This is a genomic window from Brevibacillus sp. TJ4 (assembly GCF_044627595.2).
Taxonomy (GTDB): domain Bacteria; phylum Bacillota; class Bacilli; order Brevibacillales; family Brevibacillaceae; genus Brevibacillus.
In genome coordinates this window covers 4,045,877-4,067,075 of the sequence record NZ_CP185865.1, presented here as the reverse complement: position 1 = coordinate 4,067,075, position 21,199 = coordinate 4,045,877, and the positions used below count along the sequence as shown (strand labels likewise).

Here is a 21,199-nt window from a genome sequence, read left to right as displayed (position 1 = left end):
CTGCATGTAGTTTGCAGCCGGTTTTAAGTCTGCTTCGGACCACCCCCGACAAAGTTCCTGTCAGTTTGTACAGGTAATCGTATCTCCCCTGGTAAGGACAAGAACGAAAACAAGTTTGGCCTGCTGGCCTTTCAACGTATACTAAAAAGTACAACGAAAACAAGCAGAAGGTAACACGATCGGAAGGATGGTAGGCATGAGCGAATCTAACCAGGAGTATATTGTCATTTCGGCTGCGCGGGAAAACAATCTCAAGAACGTATCTTTGCGCATCCCCAAGCGGAAGATCACGATTTTCACCGGAGTATCCGGATCCGGCAAGTCATCAATCGTCTTCGATACGATCGCCGCCGAATCCCAACGCCTGCTGAACGAAAACTTCAGCATGTTCGTCCGCACCTTTCTGCCGCGTGTTCCGCAGCCGGATGCGGACGCGATCGAGAATCTGAGCATGGCCGTTATTGTCGACCAAAAGCGGCTGGGCGGAGGTTCCCACTCCACGATGGGCACGATTACCGATATCGCGCCTATTCTCCGGCTGCTCTTCTCCCGAGTGGGTCAGCCCCATGTTGGAGAAGCGCATCTATTCTCGTTTAACGATCCGCACGGCATGTGTCCGGAGTGCAACGGCTTAGGTCGCAAACTTGGCGTAGACATGAGCAAGGCGGTAGATATGTCAAAGTCGCTCAATGAAGGAGCGATTATGCTGCCGGACTACTCGGTGAACGGCTGGGACTGGAACATGGTCGTGCAGTCGGGGGACTTTGATCCGGACAAAAAGCTGAGCGATTATTCGAATGAGGAACTGGAGCAACTGCTGTACGCCAAGGCGAGAAAAGTGAAGATGGATTTCGCCGGCAAGGCAACGAATATTACGGTGGAGGGCGTCATCGAAAAGTTTACCAACAAGTACATTAAGCAGGATGTGAAGGCGAAGTCCGAGCGCACGCAGCGAGCTGTCGCGCCGTACATCACCGAGGGACCTTGCCCGAGTTGCGGCGGCGCGAGACTCAATCAGGCCGCGCTCAACTGCAGGATCAATGGATTCAACATTGCGGAAATGTCCTCCATGGAGGTCGGACAGCTCATCGACGTCATTTTGCAAATTGACGACCCGATCGCAGCGCCGATCGTGAAGTCGCTGACAGAACGGTTGCAGCACCTCGTCGATATCGGACTTGACTACTTGACACTGGACCGTGAGACGGATACGTTGTCTGGCGGCGAGTCGCAGCGCGTCAAGATGGTAAAGCACCTGAGCGGCAGCCTGGTGGATGTCACGTACATTTTCGATGAACCCAGCGTCGGTTTGCACCCGCGCGATGTACACCGGTTAAACGGGTTGCTGAAGAAACTGCGCGACAAGGGCAATACCGTGATTGTCGTCGAGCATGATCCCGATGTGATCAAGGTGGCGGATCATATCGTCGACGTCGGGCCTCACGCCGGCAGCCGCGGCGGTACCATCGTGTACGAAGGAAGTTTCCAGGGCTTGCTGGAAGCGGACACGCTGACAGGCACCCATATGAAGCGGCCGCTAAAGCTGAAGCATGATTGCAGGCAGCCGTCCGGCAAGCTGTCGATCAAGGATGCCACAGTACACAATCTGCGAAACGTCAGTGTAGACATTCCAACCGGAGTGCTGACGGTAGTTACGGGTGTCGCCGGCTCGGGCAAGAGTACGTTGATTAACGAAGTATTCCTCCGTCACCATCCGGATGCGATCGTCATCGACCAATCGGCCGTCGGTGTGTCAACACGCTCGAATCCCGCGACCTATACGGGCATTATGGATGATGTACGCAAGGCGTTTGCTTCCGCGAACAAGGTCAATCAGGGACTTTTCAGCTTCAACTCCAAGGGGGCTTGCGAAAACTGCCAAGGGCTGGGCGTTGTATATGTAGACCTTTCCTACTTCGACAGCGTCAAGCTGCCATGCGAAGTGTGCGGTGGAAGACGGTTCAAGGAAGAAGTGCTCACCTACAAGCTGAACGGCAAGTCCATTGCGGAAGTGCTGGAGATGACAGTGGAGCAGGCATTGGATTTTTTCGAGCAAAAAGAGATTGCAAAGAAGCTCCAGGCGATGAGCGATGTGGGGCTGAACTATCTTACCCTCGGCCAGCCGCTCAGCACGCTCTCGGGCGGGGAATGTCAACGCATCAAGCTGGCAAGCGAGCTGCATAAGAAGGGCAGCATCTACGTGATGGACGAGCCGACGACCGGACTGCACATGTCGGATATCGGTCACTTGCTCGCGATTATGAATCGCCTCGTGGATGCCGGCAATACGTTGATCGTCATCGAACACAACCTCGATGTGATCAGCCAGGCGGACTGGATTATCGACATGGGTCCGGACGGAGGAAGCAAGGGCGGCCAGGTGGTGTTCGAGGGCACGCCTTCACAGATCATCCATGCGGAGCAGTCGATCACGGGAAGATACTTGCTGAGTTCATCGAATCCCTGATAAAAGAAATGCGCCCGGAAATCAACATAGCCTGTACAAAGAAGCGTTATACAAATTGAGAGGACATCGAAATAAAAGGTTTGCCTATGTGCAAGTCATATCAAAAAACCCTGTCAAACAGCAAAATGGGGTCGGGACTGACCCCATAAGGTGGACAAATCAAAACACCTTCAAGAGAATGTGACCATGTCGTAAGAAACGGGGACAACTTGAAGGTGTTTTTCCTTATTATTCTAAATTGCTTGATTATCTACTTGGGCACTTTTTCCGTGATGTTTATCAGGCTTTCCTTTCATAGCAACATAAACAACATAGATAACTAGAACCATAGCATACACAATTGATGCGACAAGATATACTGTTTGATAAGATATGGCGGTGGCAACTAGACCAAGGATAAAAGATCCGCCTCCAATACCTAGGTCAAAGAAATTGAAGAAGGAAGCCATCGCATCCTCGTGTTCATGTGCCTCTACCAAGTTCATGCACCACGTCTGAACGGCTGGGAAGATTGCACCAAATCCAAATCCATAAAAGATAGCTGCGATGAAAAACATGCTATCACTGGCTGCTATATACAGAATAATCAATCCTACAATCGACAAAATGGAGCCTGGGATTAAAATAATCGACGGTCCGTACATATCAAATAAACTTTCCCGATAGTAAACGAATGAGAAAACTTGCTGCGGCGATCAACAAGAAAAACAGTCCTACTTGAGTAAAGTTCCTCTCTATGGCATATAGAGAAAAGAAAGACATAATCCCTCCTGCCGCGATTCCAATTAAAAAGATCAGCAACGCGGGAAACAAAACTCGTTTCTCCAATAGTTTAAATTTCCCACTCACTTGTTTATCTAACTCTTTTCCTTTCGGTGCTCTTTTTATACAAATAGCCATGATAACAGCTAGGAAAAGAACAGCCATTCCTCCAAAGAATAATCGTTGAAAATCATATAATTCTAGTGTCATAATGCCAATCATTGGACCTACCGAGATGGCTATTGTTTCTCCAACACCAAAATAGCCAATCCCCTCTCCCCGACGATCTTTAGGAATGATTTCAGCAGCAAGTGTCGCAAAGTAGGTGGTTGCCAAGCCGAACCCAGCCCCATGGATCAACCGGATAAGCAATAACATTGATATGCTGCCAGAGAGATAATAGGCACCTGTAGATAGAGCAATAATGATAATCCCTAAAATTAAAAGTATTTTTTTATCAAACTTTGTTGCAAGAATTCCTGCAAAGGGGCGGATTAAAATAGCTGATAACATAAAAATCCCTGTTACTAAACCAACCTGGCTTGCTCCTCCACCTAAAGCCGTGACAAATAAGGGAAGGGTCGGTAATAGCATTTCAAAAATCATGAAAACTAAGGCATTGGAGATCACTACGAAAATAAACGAAAGCGACCACATTTTATTATTAATAGTAGTCATTTTTTTCTCTCCTTTATTGGAATAATATATTCGCGAATTCACATAGAGAATACCCCCTTCAAACAGCATACAAATAATAAACCTTCCCCTAATGGGAAGGTCAATAAGTAACCGGAATTTGTATTTCTGTAAGATAATCTTCTTTATTTATTGAGATGTATTGGTCAATGATGGTCCTTTCGATGGCATCCCCTGTTATTTGGAGATCATTTTTCTGAATATAATCCAGCAGGGCTTTATAATACTCAAAGGAATTAGTATGATCACCTCTGTAATAAATGCTGGCATACGTCCCCTGTTGCAAAGTTGTTACTAATGGGCCTTCGATATCTTCTTCTTCAGTTAAGATGAAAATGGAATTATATCTATTAAATCTTTGATTTATCAGGTCATTTACATCCACTGTAAGACCGACACCACCAATAAAAATGGAGGAATTCAAGTTTGCCAAATTCTCTAATTGCCTCAATGAAAACTCCAACTCCGGTTCTGACTGGATTTTTTCCACTAATCTCACTATTTTCCTCTCTTTCATTTCTATTATTTTCACTACTTCTAATTCAGTTATTTCTTGAGCTAATGTAATATCGTTAATACGATTTTGAAATCTACGGTTTACTCGTTCTAATTCTTTTATTTTTTCCTCTGTTAGTCTTTTTTGCTTCTCCAATAATTCTAAGAAACCATCAATATCCCTGTGGTCTAGGTGAGCCTTGATTTCCTTCAAAGAGAAACCTAGTTTCTTTAAATACTGAATCGTATTAAGTTGTTCAAACTGTTCGGTTGAGTAGTATCTATACCCATTACTTGCATCAATTTGAATTGGCTTAAGCAATCCAATCTCATCATAATATCTCAGTGATTTCATGGTCATGTTATGAAGTTTTGCCATTTCTCCTATTGTGAACAGATTTTTCATAAAAGCATCCTTTCCCTATATTTATTTTCCGTTTGTAAACGAGCCGCATCCGTTTCATGTTTGAATTGATTTTGATAGCGGGTGATCAGTGGCTGGGGCAACACCATATAACTTAAACGAATTCCGGGCAGAAAGCACTTCGAAAAATTCCCGAGATAAATCGATCTCGTTGCATCGATGGAAGCACTGTTTCAAGCGCAAAACGATTCAATTGAAACGCTTCCCTGGCGCCATCATCTGACATGTGCATTTTCTTCATTTTGTACCTTTTATAATGTCAGTTTGAATACTATCATACCGTATAACAGATATTCGCCAGACGTCAAAAATAACGACTGAGGAGAGTGCAAACATGTATATCCCCGAGCATTTTCGGATACAGGACGTCACGACCGCCTACGAAGTCATACAGGAGAACAGCTTTGCGACACTGTTTTCCATTCACAAAGGAGAGCCTTTTGCCACGCATCTGCCTCTGATGTTGAATGAGGAGAAGACCTGTTTGTACGGTCATTTTGCCCGTTCGAACCCGCAGTGGGAGGACATTCAAAACCAGACGGTATTAACCGTTTTCCACGGTCCTCATTGTTATATCTCTCCGTCCTGGTATGAGACGAACAAAGCAGTACCCACGTGGAATTACGTGACCGTCCATGTGTACGGAGAAATCGAGCTGATCCGGGATGAACAGGAGCTGATGCGCACCTTGCACGATCTGGTGTTGAAGTATGAAGCCCCTGACAGCTCGTACCGATTGCAGGATGTGGATGCTGATTTTCTCGCCGGCATGAGCAAAGGCGTTCAAGGGTTCAAAATCAATATCGACCGGATGGAAGGAAAGGCCAAGGCAAGCCAAAATCAATCCGCGCTCAGACAAGAGCTCATTATCCAACAGTTGGAACAGATTCCTTCTTCAAATGAGCAACGCATCGCCTCCTTGATGAAAACAAATCTGAAAAAGAAAGATTAACCGTGTCGTCCCTGAATCGCGGATGAGTGTATTCGTGAAACATACAAAAAAGGAGTCGCCTGCTATGGAGCTTTCGACGATTTGGCTGTTTGTCCTTGCTGCTGTTACGTTGTTGATCATACCGGGTCCGGCTGTGTTTTATATCATGGCGAGAAGTATAGACCAGGGCAGGAAAGCGGGCCTGGTATCCGTGCTTGGCGTTTCGCTTGGCGGTGCCGTTCACGTTTTTGCCGGAGCAATCGGAGTTTCGGCGATCCTGATGACATCCGCAACAGCCTTTGCTATCGTTACATACATGGGTGCTGCTTATCTGATCTATCTGGGGTGCAAGACTTTATGCTCCCGCTCGGATCGGACAACGTCAGAAATCCCGGAAGTCCCTCGCAAGACATACGTCAAGATTTTTGCCGAATCAGCGCTCGTAGAAGTAATGAACCCGAAGACAGCACTGTTTTTCCTGGCTTTCTTTCCGCAATTTATATCACCGCAGGCCGGATCGGTCGCAGGACAATTTCTCCTTTTGGGAGCCATATTTATCATCCTGGCTTTCCTCAGCGATGGTTTGTATGCAGTGCTTGCAGCGAGTATTCGGAACCGGATCAAGGCAGGTTCAAGGATGCAGAGTCGCATAGCCGGTTCTTTCTATATTGTACTGGGGGTGCTCTCTGCCTTGGCTAGCCCCTCGAAAACATAAGACACGACACATTGCAGGTCTGCCCAGCCAATCCATATGAATGAAACGGAGAGAGATTCAATGACACGCTTTATCATTGAAGAAGATTTTTGGTCGCTTTTCCCCCATGCCAAAATAGGCACGGTCATTTGCCAGGGAATTGATAATTCGATAAGGGATGTTGAAGTCTACGAGAAGCTGCTGCGAGATGCAGAGCAAGAAGCTCACAAATTTTTGCTTATGGAGGAGTTCAGCAGCAATCCGGTCATCTCCGTTTGGCGCGAAGCCTTTCAGAAATTCAAGACAAAAAAAGGAGCCAGGTGCTCCATCGAAGCCTTGTTAAAACGGGTGAAAAATGGCAACCCGATCGGAACCATCAATCCGCTGGTCGATGTGTATAATTCCATTTCATTGCGCTATGGGCTTCCGTGCGGGGGAGAAGATATCGACGCGTTTGCAGGGGATATTCGGCTGACACTGGCCAAGGGGGACGAGCCGTTTCTCCCGTTGGGAAGCGATGAAAATGCTCCGCCATATGAAGGAGAAGTTGTTTACAAGGATGATGCCGGTGCCATATGCAGATGCTGGAATTGGCGCGAGGCACAGAGGACGATGCTAACCGAACAGACGAAGCATGCCTTCCTCTGTATCGAATTGATCGATGAGACGAGAAGCGACGAGTTTTATATGGCGCTCCAGGAATTGTCTGATCTCGTGTCACGTTATTTGGGCGGGACGGTGAAGAGTGAAGTGCTGGATCGTACCAATAGGGAAATGACAATCTCTGGTTAGACCCGATCATACGGCTGTTTTTGCAAACCTCGCTGCTGCGGGGTTTTTTTGTATCCGATCGCTGTCCGCGTAAAGAAGCGAAGACTCTCGGTGATTAGTCTCTTGTCACGCTGCCACCAGCTTACATTTGTGTACTGTTCTGTAATCCGGTATAATACTGAATAAATGTTCAGTATTATAGAAGTGCCGAAAAAGGAAGGCTCTCCCTGCCCCGAGACGATGACACAGAAAGTCGGTGATACGCACATGAAGCCAGTGAACAAGAAAAAGCAGCAAAGCGAGCAGACGAAGAAAAAGATTGCCGATGCAGCGAGAGCGCTGTTTATACAAAAAGGCTACAAAGCCACCTCGATTGAAGACCTCGTCAAAACGACCGGGTGCAGTGCCGGCAACATTTATTACCACTTCAAGAGCAAGGAAGGGCTGTTTTTGCATCTGATCGAAGAATGGGATCGGGAGTGGGAAGAGACGTGGCTGGAGAAGGAACCGCAGTATTCGACGACAGTCGACAAGCTGTACGGGATGGCTGAACATTTGGCATTGGACCAGTTGAACCATCCGCTGACGAAGGCCGCTGACGAGTTTTACAACAACACGGAGAAGACGTCGGATGTGGAAGAGCGTACGAGCGCAATGGTCAAACGGTATCTGGACTTCAACCGGCAGCTTTTGCAGAAAGGGATCGACAACGGTGAGTTTGATGTCACCGATGTGAGCGGGCTTGCGATTGTCCTGGACAGTCTCCTGTACGGACTGAACCTGCACTCGCGTTACATGGAGAGAGAGCAGGCGCTGGCGACGTACCGCCTGGCTATGGATGTATTTTTGCATGGAATCACGCGGAAGAGCCGCTCATTTTTTTATCAATAATATAGAATAAATATTCAGTATGTATTCCGTATGGGGGAGTAGAGAATGTCATTGCTATTTAAAAATCGGGGTTCTGTCTTGATCCTGATGCTCAATATTTTTCTGGTTTTTACCGGGATCGGTCTGATTATCCCGATTATGCCGACGTTTATGACAGAGCTGGGCATTAGCGGAAGCATTGTCGGCCTGTTGGTTGCGGCTTTTTCGCTGACACAGCTTCTGTTTTCTCCCGTAGCGGGCCGTCTGACCGATACGTTCGGACGAAAACGGATGATTGTCATCGGCTTGTTTGTCTTTGCCTTGTCGGAATGGCTGTTCGGGATCGCGAACGATTCCGTGCTGCTGTTCGTTTCGCGGCTGCTGGGAGGCGTGAGTGCCGCGATGATCATGCCGGCCGTCATGGCGTACGTGGCGGATGTGACGACGAAGGAAGAGCGGGCTGCCGGGATGGGCTATATCAACGCGGCGATTACGACCGGTTTTATTATCGGGCCGGGGATTGGCGGCTACATCGCCGAATTCGGGATGCGCGTCCCGTTTTATACCGCGGCAGTAGCGGGGGTTGTGGCAGCCTGTATCACGATGTTGATCTTGCAGGAGTCGCGCCCGGCACAAGAAGCCGCATCCGATTCGTCTGCTCCGCAAAAAGAGAGAGGCAGCCTGGTCACGCAACTGCGATATGCTTACCGCGAGCCGTATTTTTTCAGCTTGATCATCGTGTTTGTGCTGTCTTTTGGGCTCGCCAATTTTGAGACTGTTTTTGGCCTGTTTGTCGATCATAAATTCGGAATGACGCCAAAAGATATTGCGTTTATCATTACGTTCGGCTCGATCGCCGGTGCTGTCGTTCAGGCGACGTGCTTTAGCTGGATTTTGAACCGCTTTGGAGAGAAGCGGGTCATCTCGGTCTGCCTGTTCTTTGCCGGCCTGTTTGTTCTTTTGACGCTGTTCGCCTACAATTTCTGGACCGTTTTTGCCGCTACCTTTATTATCTTTCTGGCGATCGATATTTTGCGCCCGGCTATCGGTACGCAAATGTCGATGGTGGCGAAGGATCAGCAAGGGTACGTTGCCGGTCTCAACTCGGCCTTTACGAGTCTCGGCAATATCGCAGGGCCAGTCATAGCCGGGGTTTTGTTCGATGTGAACATCAACTATCCGTACGTACTCGCTGCGGTTGTTTTGCTGCTCTGCTTTGGTCTGTCGCTGAAGGTCAAAAAGGCGGATGACTCGTCGCAGGAAGCGAAGTGAGCAGGGAGCTAAAACATCGAATCTTATTTCATGCAGATGAACTCGAAAAGGAGTGACGTGGGACATGCAACAACCTTGGGAGAACTGGGTGTATCGATGGGAGAAAATGATAGAGGCGATCAGCCGGGTCGGCGGGGAGACGAAAAACGTGTTGATTGCTCCACCAGCTAGCTTGCCGCAGGTAGAGCAAATCGAAAAAACGCTCGGGGTGGCGCTGCCGCCTTCCTTTCGCAAAACCGTGCTGGAATCCTCCGCGCGCGTAGCGTTTTCGTGGTATGTGCCTGATGAAAACGAGTGGGTGCAGTCGTTGCCAGGTGCATGGAATGAAGCGCAATGGGGAAATTGCAGTTGGGACCTGGATCGTCTGGTCGAGCTCAACCGCGATAAAGATAGCTGGATTGAGCAGGTCTTCCCGAATCCGGAAGACCCTTACGACAAGGTCTGGCATAACAAGCTGGCGTTTCACGACGTCGGCAACGGCGATTACCTCGCCTTTGATCTTGCGCATGGACCGGATTGTCCGGTGGTCTACTTATCCCATGACGACGGGGAGGGGCACGGGGCCATTCTCGGGAACGATTTCGTCGATTTCATGGATCGGTGGACGAGAATCGGATGCCCCGGAACCGAGGACTGGAAGATGCTCCCTTTTGTAAGCTCTGCCTCCTCCGGGATTGATCCGGATTGTGAGAATGCCGTCAAATGGAGAGAATGGCTGCAGCTATCTGTTGAATGACGCATTGCTGTGAACGTCACCCCGTCGGCGAAACAGTATGAATAGATCGGTTAAGCGGCCTTGGTCCTGTAACGCATGGACCAGGGCCGTTTATACACGATTTACCAAAAATGTTATATGATTAATGATGACATCGTTCTACAAAAAACAACGGGAGATCGTAGCAGCGTTCCGATATGGATAATGACAGTTAAGAAAATTTCCTGGGGCTTGGTTCCGCACGCACAAGCTTTATTGTTAGCCCGTTTTTTACGGAATGATTTGGATGAGTATCCTCCTTTTTTGTGGAAGTAGGTGAATGGTGTGCTGGTATTGATTACGTATGATGTGAGCACAGTTAGCAGTGCAGGGCAAAAAAGACTTCGTCGCGTCTCGAAAATATGTCAAGATTACGGTCAACGTGTCCAAAATTTCGTGTTTGAATGCGTTGTGGACTCCACACAGCTTACCGCATTGAGGCTTAAATTGCTCTCGATCATCGATCAAGATCAGGATAGCCTCCGTATTTATCAACTAGGCAATAATTATAAGAATAAGGTAGAGCATCTGGGTGTGAAAGAGTCGATTGATTTAGAGGGGCCATTGATTTTCTAGTGCGAATGTGTAGCGCACACGAATTTCCAGGGAGATTCGCACCCGAAAAACGGGTTGAAATGCCCGTTTTTTGTCTACTTTCTCTAATTATCTTAACGAATGATTGGATTTAAGCGTATTTTGATTACAAATATGAAAAGGAAAGCATATTTGGGTTAAAAATTCGCTGTCGCATCCTACGCGGATGCGTGGATTGAAATACCACGAGTTGCCCGTAAAGCAGAACAGGGGTGGGTCGCATCCTACGCGGATGCGTGGATTGAAATATCAAAAATCGCAAATCTGCGATATGAGTCGGGTAGTCGCATCCTACGCGGATGCGTGGATTGAAATCCCTCCAGTCATCGAAAGCATTACCACCCCAGGCGTCGCATCCTACGCGGATGCGTGGATTGAAATACTCCCGTAATGGTTTGTTAAGCCGATCGCTCCTGTCGCATCCTACGCGGATGCGTGGATTGAAATTGGACGAGCGCGAGAAGCCAGACATGCTGGCGCGTCGCATCCTACGCGGATGCGTGGATTGAAATGTCCACCTGCGGATAACGCCAGACTCGCGCTTGAGTCGCATCCTACGCGGATGCGTGGATTGAAATGGTTGAACAATCATATCAAGTGGACGCCAGATGAGGTCGCATCCTACGCGGATGCGTGGATTGAAATAGACAAAACCGTCCGAATATCCAGCAAATCCCCAGTCGCATCCTACGCGGATGCGTGGATTGAAATCGTCGAAGGGGCGAAGTATTGGTTTAACTGCAAGTCGCATCCTACGCGGATGCGTGGATTGAAATTCCCGATAGTCGCCAACTGCTGACCGTAAGTAGTGTCGCATCCTACGCGGATGCGTGGATTGAAATACTGCAGGAGATTGGCCTTTACCAAGTCGCAGCGGTCGCATCCTACGCGGATGCGTGGATTGAAATGTCAGGCGCGCGTCCGGTGTTATCCGCAGATGGAGTCGCATCCTACGCGGATGCGTGGATTGAAATTTTGACGGGAATATCCTTGCCGCTAATATCAATAGGTCGCATCCTACGCGGATGCGTGGATTGAAATGATAGCTGCAAATCGTTTGAACTATGAATATGACTGTCGCATCCTACGCGGATGCGTGGATTGAAATCGCAACCGCACGTCACGTAATCGTGAACATGCCGCGTCGCATCCTACGCGGATGCGTGGATTGAAATGCCACCCGGGGGGCGACCTGCGAAACTTTGCAAAAGTCGCATCCTACGCGGATGCGTGGATTGAAATCCCTATACAAATATGTATAGGTTGGGTATAATAAGTCGCATCCTACGCGGATGCGTGGATCGAAATCGACTTGTATCTCACCCCAACCCAAATACCACCGCCAGCACAACAGCCGTTGCACCGCCTATCAGCGAGCTCGCGACGTTGACGGCATCGTTGTTCCAGCCGTTGCGGCCGCGGATCGGTATGGCTTTGCTGCCGCAGTGGCGGGACTGCTCGATTTCCCGGCCGCATGTGGCGCAGCGGTACATGCGCTGCCAGGTCGCGCCGATCCACGAATCGGCCAGCGAGCCGATGATCCCGGCCAGACCGGCTACCCCGATCCATACTGCGGGTCGCAGCGCGGCGGTGACCGCGTCCGGTGCAGCTTGTCCGGGCAGCATTAGCAGCGCCCATGCTGCGGTACCGATAAACAGGCCGCCCGCCAGCGAAGCGCCTAGTCCGAGACCGGAGACGCCACCGGATGTGCCCGCAGGAACCAGCCGTCCTGTCTTGATCGAGCGGGGCGGTTTGCGGCTCAAGCCGCCGATTTCCGTCGCCCAGGTATCGGCTGTGACCGCTGCCATTACGCCGAGGAAGGCGTACCACCAGAGCGGATGCGGATATGCCCAGTAGGCGACACACAGCAGCAGGGCAAGCCCTCCGTTGGCGAACACCTGTCCGGCATCGCGCCTCCCGCTTTTTTCATAACTGTTTTCTGCCTCTTGCTTTGCGTGCTTCTTCCACTTCGACCATAGCGTGGACGACACAAAGAAGGCGATGAGCGTGCCGAACCAGACGGCGCTGCCCAGCGCGTACATCACCGTGCCCAAAATCACTGCCGCCAGAAAGCCGGAGCCCGCCAGCGACCGCTTGGCATACGCCGCTCCCGCGATTGTGGCACTTGAAACCAGACCGATTAGCCAATCCAATGCGTTGCGCCCTCCTTTTTGCTTCTGCCGAGATCGTACATGGGGGCAGTTTGCGAGCAGAGCAGACCAGCGGCTGCGCCGGCTGTCTGCCCATTTGCCCCTTAAAGCGCCACGATCAGTCAGCGCTGTGCGTTTTTCTGAAGATGTGATACTCCAGTGTCAAAAATTTCATCCCGAACAGCCACATCTCGTGGAGCGCCTCGATGCTCCCTTGTGGCGCTGCCGGGTCCTTCCATACCGTGATCGTTTCATTGATCGGGAGGCGGATCGCTTTCTGATCGATGACGAGGTACACGCCTTGATCGCCCGAATTGCCTTCCTGTAGCCAGGAGGTCAATACGAGCGTATTGTCCGCTCCATGCCGCAGATGCAAAATGCTGGTCATCTGCGAGTACGGAAGCGGGAACGCGATGTTCATATAGCGTGTGCCTGCTGACACATGCGTGGAATACAAGGCGGCGTAAATCGCCTGCTTCGATGCTGTGTACGTCCGCACCCAGGCTCGTACATCGGGGCGGCCGTCCTTTTCGTCCCGGATGGGGAGGATGACGCTTTTCACCTGCAAGTCGCTCGTCTCCGCTTCCAAGGGGAAGTTCATCTGTTCCAGTCGCTGGCTGATCTGTTTGTAGATTTTCGCCGGAAGTCGGAACGGCCTGCTCCAGTTGGGCGTCAAATACAGCTCGTAGTCGCCGGTTTGCTCGTAAAAATCGATGATATCCTGGTCGAGCCGCGCAGGGTCGAAGCTGTCTCTCTGGTACTCGCGCATGTCGTCGACGAGCCCCGTCGGCACTTTTTGCGGCGTCGGGTCGAGGACAGCCAGCTTCGCAAAGATGTCAGAGCCGATTTTCCCGCTGCCCTGAATATGGCTAAACGGAATTCTCGCCGTCTCCTTGTCCATCAAGGTCGCGTGCCATGCCAGCACCCCGAAAAAGCAAAACAGCACGGCATTGCCCCAGCCGTGGAATGTAATCATCGTGGAGATCGGTACGGTCGGCTGACCGATCCACTCGCCGAACCCGTACGCGACAGCAAGCGCCATCGTCACCCAGATAGCTCCGCTTGAGAGCAGGTGAAAGCCCTTTGTCCAGCGCGTCGCTGCCGGGATCACATACAGAAACACAAGTATGCTGTAGAGGAGCAGGGACGCTGTGAAGACGAGGACAGACAGCCATTCCATCATCGGGGAATACGTCATGCCGAGCGCGATGAGGATCGGAGCAATCCCGCCGAGCAGCACGGTCAGACCGGGCAGGGTCTTTTTTTCTTGGCTGTCGTACAAAAACCCGATCAATACCGGCGCGACAAAGCCGGCGTAGTGAAAATGATTGACCGTAAGCAGCATGATCAGCCCGTCAAAGCCGAGCAGGGGCACGCCGAATTGATGTGCAACCAGCCAGATTCCGGCTATACTGATGTACAGAAAGCCGATCGCCCTGGAGACTGTCGCCAGATTTGCGGATTTTTTCAGGAAAAGCAGGGCGCCAAATGCAGCGATTGCGAGAGTGACCATAGCCCACGGAATGGAAAGCAATCCGGCTGCCGCTCCCGGCGGCAAAACAAAAGATACTGCCAAAGTAAGAGCCCCAATCGGCATCAGCCAGATGAGGAGGTTCAAAATGTAGTCCGGCGTATGCGCAGCCGATTCAAACACGCGGTACAACGTCAACGGCACGACCACGAAGGCGGCGAACAAAATGATCCGCTCCGTTTGGTCATAATGGGGAACCAACCAGAGAAGAAGCCATATCAAAAGCCCGGTTGGAACGTACGAATGGATAATTTGGTTTCGGCGATTGGCCACGATGGATTCCCTCCGAACGGCAGTAAAATCGATCAATCATCACGAACAGGACGCACGATTCTCTTTGTATCGTATCAGGAATACAGAACGGGAACCATACATTTGCAAGCTGCTCATTACGGAAAGTCGGTCAGGCACTTGATTTTCGTGCTGGGACTGGCTTTTTCTGTATCGGGAACAGAAAAAATGAACTTTTTGGCACCCCCGCGACTCTTACAGACGAGAGAGGTGAAGGCATGAATGCAAAACAACTGGTCAAACGAGCAAAAAGGGGAGACAAAGAGGCGCTATTGCAGCTCATCATGGCGGAAAAAGATCGCTATTATAAAATCGCTTTTGCCTATATGGGAAACCAGCATGATGCCCTCGATGCGCTGGAGGAAATGATCGTCATCGTCTATGACAAAATCGATCAGCTAAAAGACGAAGCGTTGTTCTACAGCTGGAGCAACACGATCCTCGTCAACAAGTGCAAAGCCTTGCTGCGAAAGCAAAAAAAGCTCGTGCTCGTCGAAGAGTGGAGTGGGGACGGCGGCAGCAGTCAACGATTTTTGGCCGACAACCCTTATGTCAGCAGCGAACAGCAAATCGACCTGCAAAAGCTGCTGCTTCATCTCAACCCGCAGCAAAGAGAGGCGATCCAGTTGCGCTATTTCCTCGATCTGGATTACCAGACGATCGCGGATATTACGAATGTTTCGCTCGGGACCGTGAAATCAAGGATTCACCAGGGATTGCAAAAACTTCGAGACCAGTATGGAGGTGACGATGATGCACGACATTGAAAAACGGTTGGCAAAGGCGAAACAACAGCTGGATTCGATCACAGCGCCAGACGAGCTGGAGGCAAGGCTGCGGACCGCCCTGCAAGCGGCCCCGGCAAAGAGGAGAAAACGTCTGACACCAGCCTGGAAGCTGGCTGCGGTAGCCCTGTTTTGCTCGGTTACGATCATCGGCTATCATTACAACGCCTTCGCTTTTTACGGGAAAAAGCTGCTCGGGTTTGACGAAGTGATCACCGGCACCTTGCAGGAGTTGAACGATCAAGGAATGGGTCAAATCGTCGAAAAGGAAATGGATTTGCGGAATGGGACCAGACTCGTCATCAACGGGATCATGGCGGATGCGAATCAATTGGTGATGTACTATACCTTGACCAATCCGGATGGGCTGGACGATATGGTGACCATCGATACCTTTCGACCTTCCCGCATTACCGGTCTTTTCACGGACTCCTTTGCAGGTGGCGGCACGGCGATCATCAGTGACGACCAGACCGAGATCAAAGGATCGATGTCGTTTGATCCCGTCAGTCCGTTTGCGAAAACATTGACGCTGCACTTTTGGCAACAGCTCCAGGATGGACAAATGGTCGAATCAACCATCTCGTTTCCGTACAATCCCAACAAGGCGATGCAAGCGCAGTTTAAACAGACGATTAACAAGCAGGTGGAAGTGGACAAGGGGACGATTACGTTCAGAAGCATTACGGCGTCGCCGACCATGACCGTGATTGAGGGGAGCATGAATGTCGAAAACCATGACCGGGTAAGTGTTCCGCTGGGCGGCATCGAATTGTTGGCGAACGGAACCGCTGTGCCGTGGCTCGGCAGCGGAAGCTCGTCTTCGCTTCGCGGGTATAACTTCGATATTCGCTATGACGCACTGCCGCCGCATCTGGAGTCGCTCGAACTCGTCGTCAAAGAGTTTGTCGGCTACCAAACACTTGAGAAAACCATTGCGCTGGACGCCTTGGACGACAAGCCGGTCATGCTCGGCGGCAAGGAGCTCCGGGTGAAAAAGGTGTCTGTGTCTTCGCAGGAAGCGGGAATCACGATTGTAACGGATGAGGATGTCATGCTCGATGGCGTGTCGATCCAAACAAAATCCGCAGTCATTCCGCTGCGTACGACAGTCGGGCAGGAGTACATCAAGGAGGAGGACGGGCGAATAAAGAAAGAACGCACCTTGCTCTTTGATGCCGCGGAGGAACCGCAGTCCATGATAATCGAAGGCGTGCACTACATGAAACCGTATGACATCAAAATCGAAATACCGCTCGATTGAACTACTGCCGCTGATCGCGGCGATTCCCAAAGCCTGTTCGCCATACGATGCGAGCAGGCTTTTTCTTTTGACGCTGGATGCTGCGAGCGCGACCGCAATACGGTTTTTATACTTCTTGCCGTTCTGGATAACACTAACACTACAGTTGATTAGTGGAGGGGACAACATGGCGTACCATACACCAAAACGGGTAGCTGAACTAAGTATTGAGGCAGGAGCGCGCAAGGCCACTCTTCCCCTGCTGACGATGCTGATTCTCGGGTTTTTGGCGGGGGCGTTTATTGCGCTGGGATTCTTGCTCGACATTCGCGTAGTCGCAGATGTTCCCCATGAATGGGGCAGCTTCATCAACCTGCTGGGCGCGGCTGTTTTCCCGGTAGGTCTCATGCTCGTCATCATCGCGGGCGGAGAGCTTTTGACCGGCAACATGATGTCCGTCACATTGGCGGTACTGGCAGGGAAACTATCCGTGGGGAGGCTGTTGTCCAACTGGTTTTGGATCACCGTCAGCAATTTTGTCGGCGCTGTCTTTGTCGCTTACTTTTTTGGTCATGTCGTCGGCCTGGTCGCGGAAGGGCCTTATTTGGCAAAGACACTGGCGATTGCCGATGGCAAGCTGCACGACAATTTCCTGCAGGCCTTCTTGTCCGGTATCGGCTGCAACTGGCTGGTTACGCTAGCCGTATGGCTTTCCTATGCGGCTGACGACATTGCCGGGAAAATTTTGGCGATCTGGTTTCCGATCATGGCATTCGTGGCGATCGGATTTCAGCACGTCGTAGCCAACATGTTTGTCATTCCGGCGGCGATTTTTGCCGGACATGCCAGCTGGGCGGATTGGTTCGCCAATTTTGTTCCCGTATTCCTGGGCAATGCCGCAGGTGGTGCGGTGTTCGTCGCATTGCTGTACTGGATGGCCTACATCAGAGGGACAAATCAGAAGGCAAGCCTCGTCTCACTACGAAAGGGGGTCAAATAGGTGCAGACACAAAATGAAAAAGCGACTGTGACGTTTTACATAAACGATACGGAATGTACAGCCGAGCCAGGACAGACGATCCTGAATGCCGCAGGCGCAAATCAGCAGGTGATCCCCAGCATCTGTTACCACTCTGCTCTAGGGGCAATCCAGTCATGCGATACGTGCCATGTCGGGGTCAACGGAGAGTTGGTGCGGGCATGCAATACGCCCGTCCAGGAAGGGATGCGGGTCGATACGCGCTCGCAATGGGTGCGCGACGCACAGTACGAAGCGATGAGCCGCATCCTGAAAAACCACGAGCTGTACTGCACCGTGTGCGACAACAACAACGGCAACTGTGTGGTACACAACACCGCAGAGATACTGGAGATCGAGCACCAACGCTATCAATTCCAGCCAAAGCCGTATCCGCCGGACAATTCGCATCCGTTTTACCGGTATGAGCCGGACCAGTGCATACTGTGCGGACGCTGTGTGGAAGCCTGTCAGGATTTGCAGGTCAACGAGACATTGACCATCGACTGGAACAGGGAAGTGCCGCGTGTGATCTGGGACAATGACGTGCCGATTGACGAGTCGTCGTGCGTATCCTGCGGGCATTGTGTGACCGTCTGTCCGTGCAATGCCTTGATGGAGAAAACGATGCTCGGCGAAGCCGGCTTCCTGACGGGAATTCCCAAGGACGTACTGGAGCCGATGATCGACATTACGAAGGAGGTCGAACCCGGCTACAAGGAGATCTTTGCCATCTCCGAGATGGAAGCGGCGATGCGGCGCGCCAGAATCAAACGGACGAAGACGGTCTGCACCTACTGCGGCGTCGGTTGCAGCTTCGAGATTTGGACCAAGGACCGCCACATTCTCAAAGTGGAGCCGCAAGTCGAAGCTCCGGTAAACAGCATCTCGACCTGTGTCAAAGGGAAGTTTGGCTGGGATTTCGTCAATCACGAGGAGCGGCTGACCAGGCCGTTGATCCGCAAAGACGGCAAATTTGTGGAAGCGTCGTGGGAAGAGGCCCTGCAACTGGTCGCCTCCAGGCTGTTGGAAATGAAAAACGCACACGGACCAGACTCGATCGGCTTCATCGCTTCATCCAAGTGTTCGAACGAGGAAAACTTCCTTTTCCAAAAGCTCGCGCGCGCCGTGTTCGGGACCAACAATGTCGACAACTGCTCGCGCTATTGCCAGTCCCCGGCGACCATGGGCCTGATGCGTACGGTCGGCATCGGCGGAGATTCGGGCACGATTGAAGACTTGAAGACCACGGATATGGTCCTGATCATCGGGGCGAATCCGGCCGAATCGCATCCGGTGCTGGCGACACGGATCAAACGGGCGCACAAGCTCAACGGACAGAAGCTGGCGGTGATCGATCTGCGCAAACACGAGCTGGCAGAGCGGGCTGACCTGTACCTGCATCCGAAGCCGGGTACCGATTTGATCCTGCTTTCCGCGATCACCAAGTACATCATCGATCAAAACTGGCACGATACCGCCTTTATCGAGCAGCGCGTCAATCGCTATGAAGAATACGTCCAGTCGCTGGAGAAGTTCACGCTGGACTATGCGGAAGAAATGACCGGTGTGCCGCGAGATGAGATCATCCGCCTCGCAGCCATGATCCATGAGGCGAAATCGCTGTGTGTCTGCTGGGCGATGGGCGTCACGCAGCATATCGGGGGAACCGATACGAGCACCGCCATTTCCAACCTGCTGCTCATCACTGGCAACTACGGTCGTCCGGGAACAGGCGCCTATCCGCTGCGCGGCCATAACAATGTGCAGGGGGCTTGCGACTTCGGCACGATGCCTGCCTGGTTGCCGGGCTACGAACCGATCGAGAGCGATGAAGTGCGGGCGCGCTATGAAAAGGCGTGGGGCGTCACACTGCCGAAGAAGCCTGGCTACAACAACCACCAGATGGTAGAAGGGATCAAAAAGGGAAAAATCAAGGCCATGTACTTGTTCGGCGAAGAGATGGCGCTCGTCGATTCCAACTCCAATTTTGTCGAGTCGGCCTTCGAGGAGCTGGAGTTTTTCGTGGTGCAGGACATCTTTTTCTCCAGGACCGCACACTATGCCGATGTCGTGCTGCCCGCAGCGCCGAGTCTGGAAAAGGACGGGACGTTTACCAACACCGAACGGCGTATTCAACGATTCTACAAAGTGTTTGAGCCGCTCGGCGAGTCGAAGCCGGACTGGGAAATCTTCCAGGAGATCGCCAACCGTTTGGGGGCGAACTGGAACTATCAGCATCCGGGCGAGATCATGGCAGAAGCAGCGAGTCTCGCTCCGATCTTCGCCGGTGTCTCGTATGAACGGCTGGAGGCATGGAACAGCCAGGTCTGGCCGGTAGCCCCAGATGGCACGAGCACACCGCTGCTGTACACCGAGCGTTTTGCTTTTCCCGATGGCAAGGCGAGGCTGTATCCGGTCGACTGGACACGACCGTTCGAGGCGGGCGCGGAATACGACGTTCACTTGAATAACGGTCGCCTGCTCGAGCATTTCCACGAAGGAAACATGACGTATCGTTCGGAGGGCATTACTCACAAGGTGCCCAATCCATGGGTGGAGATCTCGCCACAGCTCGCAGCCGAACGAGGGGTCGAAGACGGTGCGCTCGTCCGTCTGACCTCGCCGTACGGGGAAGTGGAGGTCAGGGCGCTGGTCACAGACAACGTCACCGGCAATGAAATTTATCTGACGATGAACGCGCAGGATGCGCATCAAGCTGTCAACCGCCTGACGAGCAGCTACCACGACAAATACACCCATACGCCGAACTACAAGGAGATGGGCGTGAAGCTGGAAGTGGTCGAGGCGACAGGGGAACCGCCGCTCCCCAGAGTCAATCACCGGTTTGGAAACCGCCAGCCGCAGATCGGGGTCAAGGTAGAAGAAAAGTGGAACCGCCCCGACTTTGTGCCTGTCGCAGAACTTTTCAAAGGAGGGCAAACCGATGGCCAAGCCCATCCGTGACTTCGAACGGACAGAACCGACGCCGGAGGAAAGGCAGACAGAAGCCGTAACTGCGATGATCAAAGCGTTGGCCGACAATCGGGAGGCTGTTTTGGATACGCTGGACATCCTTCATCATCTGCATCGGCTGGGCATTTTGGCTGCTGTCAAAAGCCTGCTGGAGCGCAGCCATGAGGTGGGCGCGATCGCGGTCCAGCAGTTCAACCAACCAAAGATGCACAACACCGTCAAAAACGTCATCACAGCCACGCAAGCGCTCGGCAATATCCATCCTGAGCATGTACAAAGGCTGCTACATGGGGTCGCACAAGGGCTTGAGTCCTCGACCAAAGCAACCGCAGAAGGTCACGCTCCGACCCTGTGGGAAATGATGAAAATCATGCGCGATCCTGCTGTGCGCGCATCGATGGCGACGATGCTCGGTCTGGCAAAAGGGATGGGGGAAGCATTCCAAAAAGAATCCCCTCACGTTCATTAGCGAGGT

Annotated in this window: 16 protein-coding genes, 1 pseudogene and 1 CRISPR repeat array; of the genes and pseudogenes, 13 read left to right on the top strand and 4 right to left on the bottom strand. The window is 51.6% G+C overall.

The features are described 5' to 3' along the window. The first annotated feature begins 196 nt into the window (after window positions 1-196). Window positions 197-2,467 carry an ATP-binding cassette domain-containing protein gene (locus ACAF76_RS19920; protein ID WP_400164586.1) on the top strand — a complete coding sequence of 757 codons (2,271 nt, stop codon included), beginning with the start codon at window positions 197-199 and terminating at the stop codon, window positions 2,465-2,467. A gap of 233 nt (window positions 2,468-2,700) precedes the next feature. Here the strand turns inward: ACAF76_RS19920 and ACAF76_RS19915 are convergent. Next, a pseudogene (locus ACAF76_RS19915) lies at window positions 2,701-3,907 on the bottom strand (MFS transporter). 100 nt (window positions 3,908-4,007) lie between these two features. Further along, a complete protein-coding gene (locus tag ACAF76_RS19910) occupies window positions 4,008-4,826 on the bottom strand; it encodes a MerR family transcriptional regulator (protein WP_400164585.1) in 819 nt (272 codons plus the stop codon). A gap of 352 nt (window positions 4,827-5,178) precedes the next feature. Here ACAF76_RS19910 and ACAF76_RS19905 point away from each other — a divergent pair, with 352 nt between their 5' ends. From ACAF76_RS19905 to cas2, 7 genes are all read left to right on the top strand, one after another. Then, window positions 5,179-5,796, top strand: coding sequence for an FMN-binding negative transcriptional regulator (locus ACAF76_RS19905; protein WP_400164584.1), 618 nt, complete (start codon window positions 5,179-5,181; stop codon window positions 5,794-5,796). Between the two features lie 64 nt (window positions 5,797-5,860). Beyond that, window positions 5,861-6,490 carry a LysE family translocator gene (locus tag ACAF76_RS19900; RefSeq protein WP_400164583.1) on the top strand — a complete coding sequence of 210 codons (630 nt, stop codon included), beginning with the start codon at window positions 5,861-5,863 and terminating at the stop codon, window positions 6,488-6,490. A gap of 60 nt (window positions 6,491-6,550) precedes the next feature. Then, the gene (locus tag ACAF76_RS19895) at window positions 6,551-7,261 is read left to right on the top strand and encodes a B3/4 domain-containing protein (RefSeq protein WP_400164582.1); all 711 of its coding nucleotides are present in this window, start codon (window positions 6,551-6,553) and stop codon (window positions 7,259-7,261) included. 255 nt (window positions 7,262-7,516) lie between these two features. After that, complete coding sequence (locus ACAF76_RS19890; protein WP_400164621.1) at window positions 7,517-8,131, top strand: TetR/AcrR family transcriptional regulator; 615 nt, start codon at window positions 7,517-7,519, stop codon at window positions 8,129-8,131. A 45-nt stretch (window positions 8,132-8,176) separates the two neighbouring features. After that, on the top strand, window positions 8,177-9,382 hold the full coding sequence (locus ACAF76_RS19885; RefSeq protein WP_400164581.1) for an MFS transporter: 1,206 nt from the start codon (window positions 8,177-8,179) through the stop codon (window positions 9,380-9,382). Between the two features lie 64 nt (window positions 9,383-9,446). After that, window positions 9,447-10,118 carry an SMI1/KNR4 family protein gene (locus ACAF76_RS19880; protein WP_400164580.1) on the top strand — a complete coding sequence of 224 codons (672 nt, stop codon included), beginning with the start codon at window positions 9,447-9,449 and terminating at the stop codon, window positions 10,116-10,118. Window positions 10,119-10,421: 303 nt separating this feature from the next. After that, complete coding sequence (gene cas2 / locus ACAF76_RS19875) at window positions 10,422-10,712, top strand: CRISPR-associated endonuclease Cas2 (RefSeq protein ID WP_400164579.1); 291 nt, start codon at window positions 10,422-10,424, stop codon at window positions 10,710-10,712. A 168-nt stretch (window positions 10,713-10,880) separates the two neighbouring features. Continuing rightward, window positions 10,881-12,038: direct repeats of the CRISPR family, unit length 32 nt; unit sequence GTCGCATCCTACGCGGATGCGTGGATTGAAAT. Window positions 12,039-12,049: 11 nt separating this feature from the next. Here the strand turns inward: cas2 and ACAF76_RS19870 are convergent. Together ACAF76_RS19870 and ACAF76_RS19865 are read right to left on the bottom strand one after the other, a co-directional pair. Further along, window positions 12,050-12,883, bottom strand: a complete 834-nt coding sequence (locus ACAF76_RS19870) for a DUF92 domain-containing protein (protein ID WP_400164578.1) — start codon at window positions 12,881-12,883, stop codon at window positions 12,050-12,052. 115 nt (window positions 12,884-12,998) lie between these two features. Further along, window positions 12,999-14,684 carry a YndJ family protein gene (locus tag ACAF76_RS19865; RefSeq protein WP_400164577.1) on the bottom strand — a complete coding sequence of 562 codons (1,686 nt, stop codon included), beginning with the start codon at window positions 14,682-14,684 and terminating at the stop codon, window positions 12,999-13,001. Between the two features lie 236 nt (window positions 14,685-14,920). Between ACAF76_RS19865 and ACAF76_RS19860 the strand changes: the two genes are divergently transcribed. The 5 genes from ACAF76_RS19860 to ACAF76_RS19840 all read left to right on the top strand — a co-directional run bounded on the left by ACAF76_RS19860 (window position 14,921) and on the right by ACAF76_RS19840 (window position 21,193). Next, entirely contained in the window at window positions 14,921-15,469 is a 549-nt protein-coding gene (locus ACAF76_RS19860) for a sigma-70 family RNA polymerase sigma factor (protein WP_400164576.1), read from the top strand. Beyond that, window positions 15,453-16,751, top strand: coding sequence for a DUF4179 domain-containing protein (locus tag ACAF76_RS19855; protein ID WP_421617299.1), 1,299 nt, complete (start codon window positions 15,453-15,455; stop codon window positions 16,749-16,751). Before ACAF76_RS19860 ends, ACAF76_RS19855 begins: the two co-directional genes overlap by 17 nt. A 166-nt stretch (window positions 16,752-16,917) precedes the next feature. After that, on the top strand, window positions 16,918-17,730 hold the full coding sequence (locus ACAF76_RS19850) for a formate/nitrite transporter family protein (protein WP_400164574.1): 813 nt from the start codon (window positions 16,918-16,920) through the stop codon (window positions 17,728-17,730). Further along, entirely contained in the window at window positions 17,731-20,715 is a 2,985-nt protein-coding gene (gene fdhF, locus ACAF76_RS19845; protein WP_400164573.1) for a formate dehydrogenase subunit alpha, read from the top strand. It begins immediately after the preceding gene. Further along, window positions 20,696-21,193: a DUF1641 domain-containing protein gene (locus ACAF76_RS19840; RefSeq protein WP_251255539.1), complete on the top strand. Its 498-nt coding sequence runs from the start codon at window positions 20,696-20,698 to the stop codon at window positions 21,191-21,193. The genes fdhF and ACAF76_RS19840 overlap by 20 nt, the downstream gene beginning before the upstream one ends. The last annotated feature ends 6 nt before the right edge of the window (window positions 21,194-21,199 follow it).

Bases quoted from the DNA above. Each gene is read 5' to 3' on its own strand.
- ACAF76_RS19885 (WP_400164581.1), top strand. From the start codon at position 8,177: ATGTCATTGCTATTTAAAAATCGGGGTTCTGTCTTGATCCTGATGCTC.
- ACAF76_RS19840 (WP_251255539.1), top strand. From the start codon at position 20,696: ATGGCCAAGCCCATCCGTGACTTCGAACGGACAGAACCGACGCCGGAG.
- ACAF76_RS19855 (WP_421617299.1), top strand. From the start codon at position 15,453: ATGATGCACGACATTGAAAAACGGTTGGCAAAGGCGAAACAACAGCTG.
- ACAF76_RS19910 (WP_400164585.1), bottom strand. From the start codon at position 4,826: ATGAAAAATCTGTTCACAATAGGAGAAATGGCAAAACTTCATAACATG.
- ACAF76_RS19900 (WP_400164583.1), top strand. From the start codon at position 5,861: ATGGAGCTTTCGACGATTTGGCTGTTTGTCCTTGCTGCTGTTACGTTG.
- ACAF76_RS19905 (WP_400164584.1), top strand. From the start codon at position 5,179: ATGTATATCCCCGAGCATTTTCGGATACAGGACGTCACGACCGCCTAC.
- ACAF76_RS19880 (WP_400164580.1), top strand. From the start codon at position 9,447: ATGCAACAACCTTGGGAGAACTGGGTGTATCGATGGGAGAAAATGATA.
- ACAF76_RS19895 (WP_400164582.1), top strand. From the start codon at position 6,551: ATGACACGCTTTATCATTGAAGAAGATTTTTGGTCGCTTTTCCCCCAT.
- ACAF76_RS19860 (WP_400164576.1), top strand. From the start codon at position 14,921: ATGAATGCAAAACAACTGGTCAAACGAGCAAAAAGGGGAGACAAAGAG.
- ACAF76_RS19920 (WP_400164586.1), top strand. From the start codon at position 197: ATGAGCGAATCTAACCAGGAGTATATTGTCATTTCGGCTGCGCGGGAA.
- ACAF76_RS19850 (WP_400164574.1), top strand. From the start codon at position 16,918: ATGGCGTACCATACACCAAAACGGGTAGCTGAACTAAGTATTGAGGCA.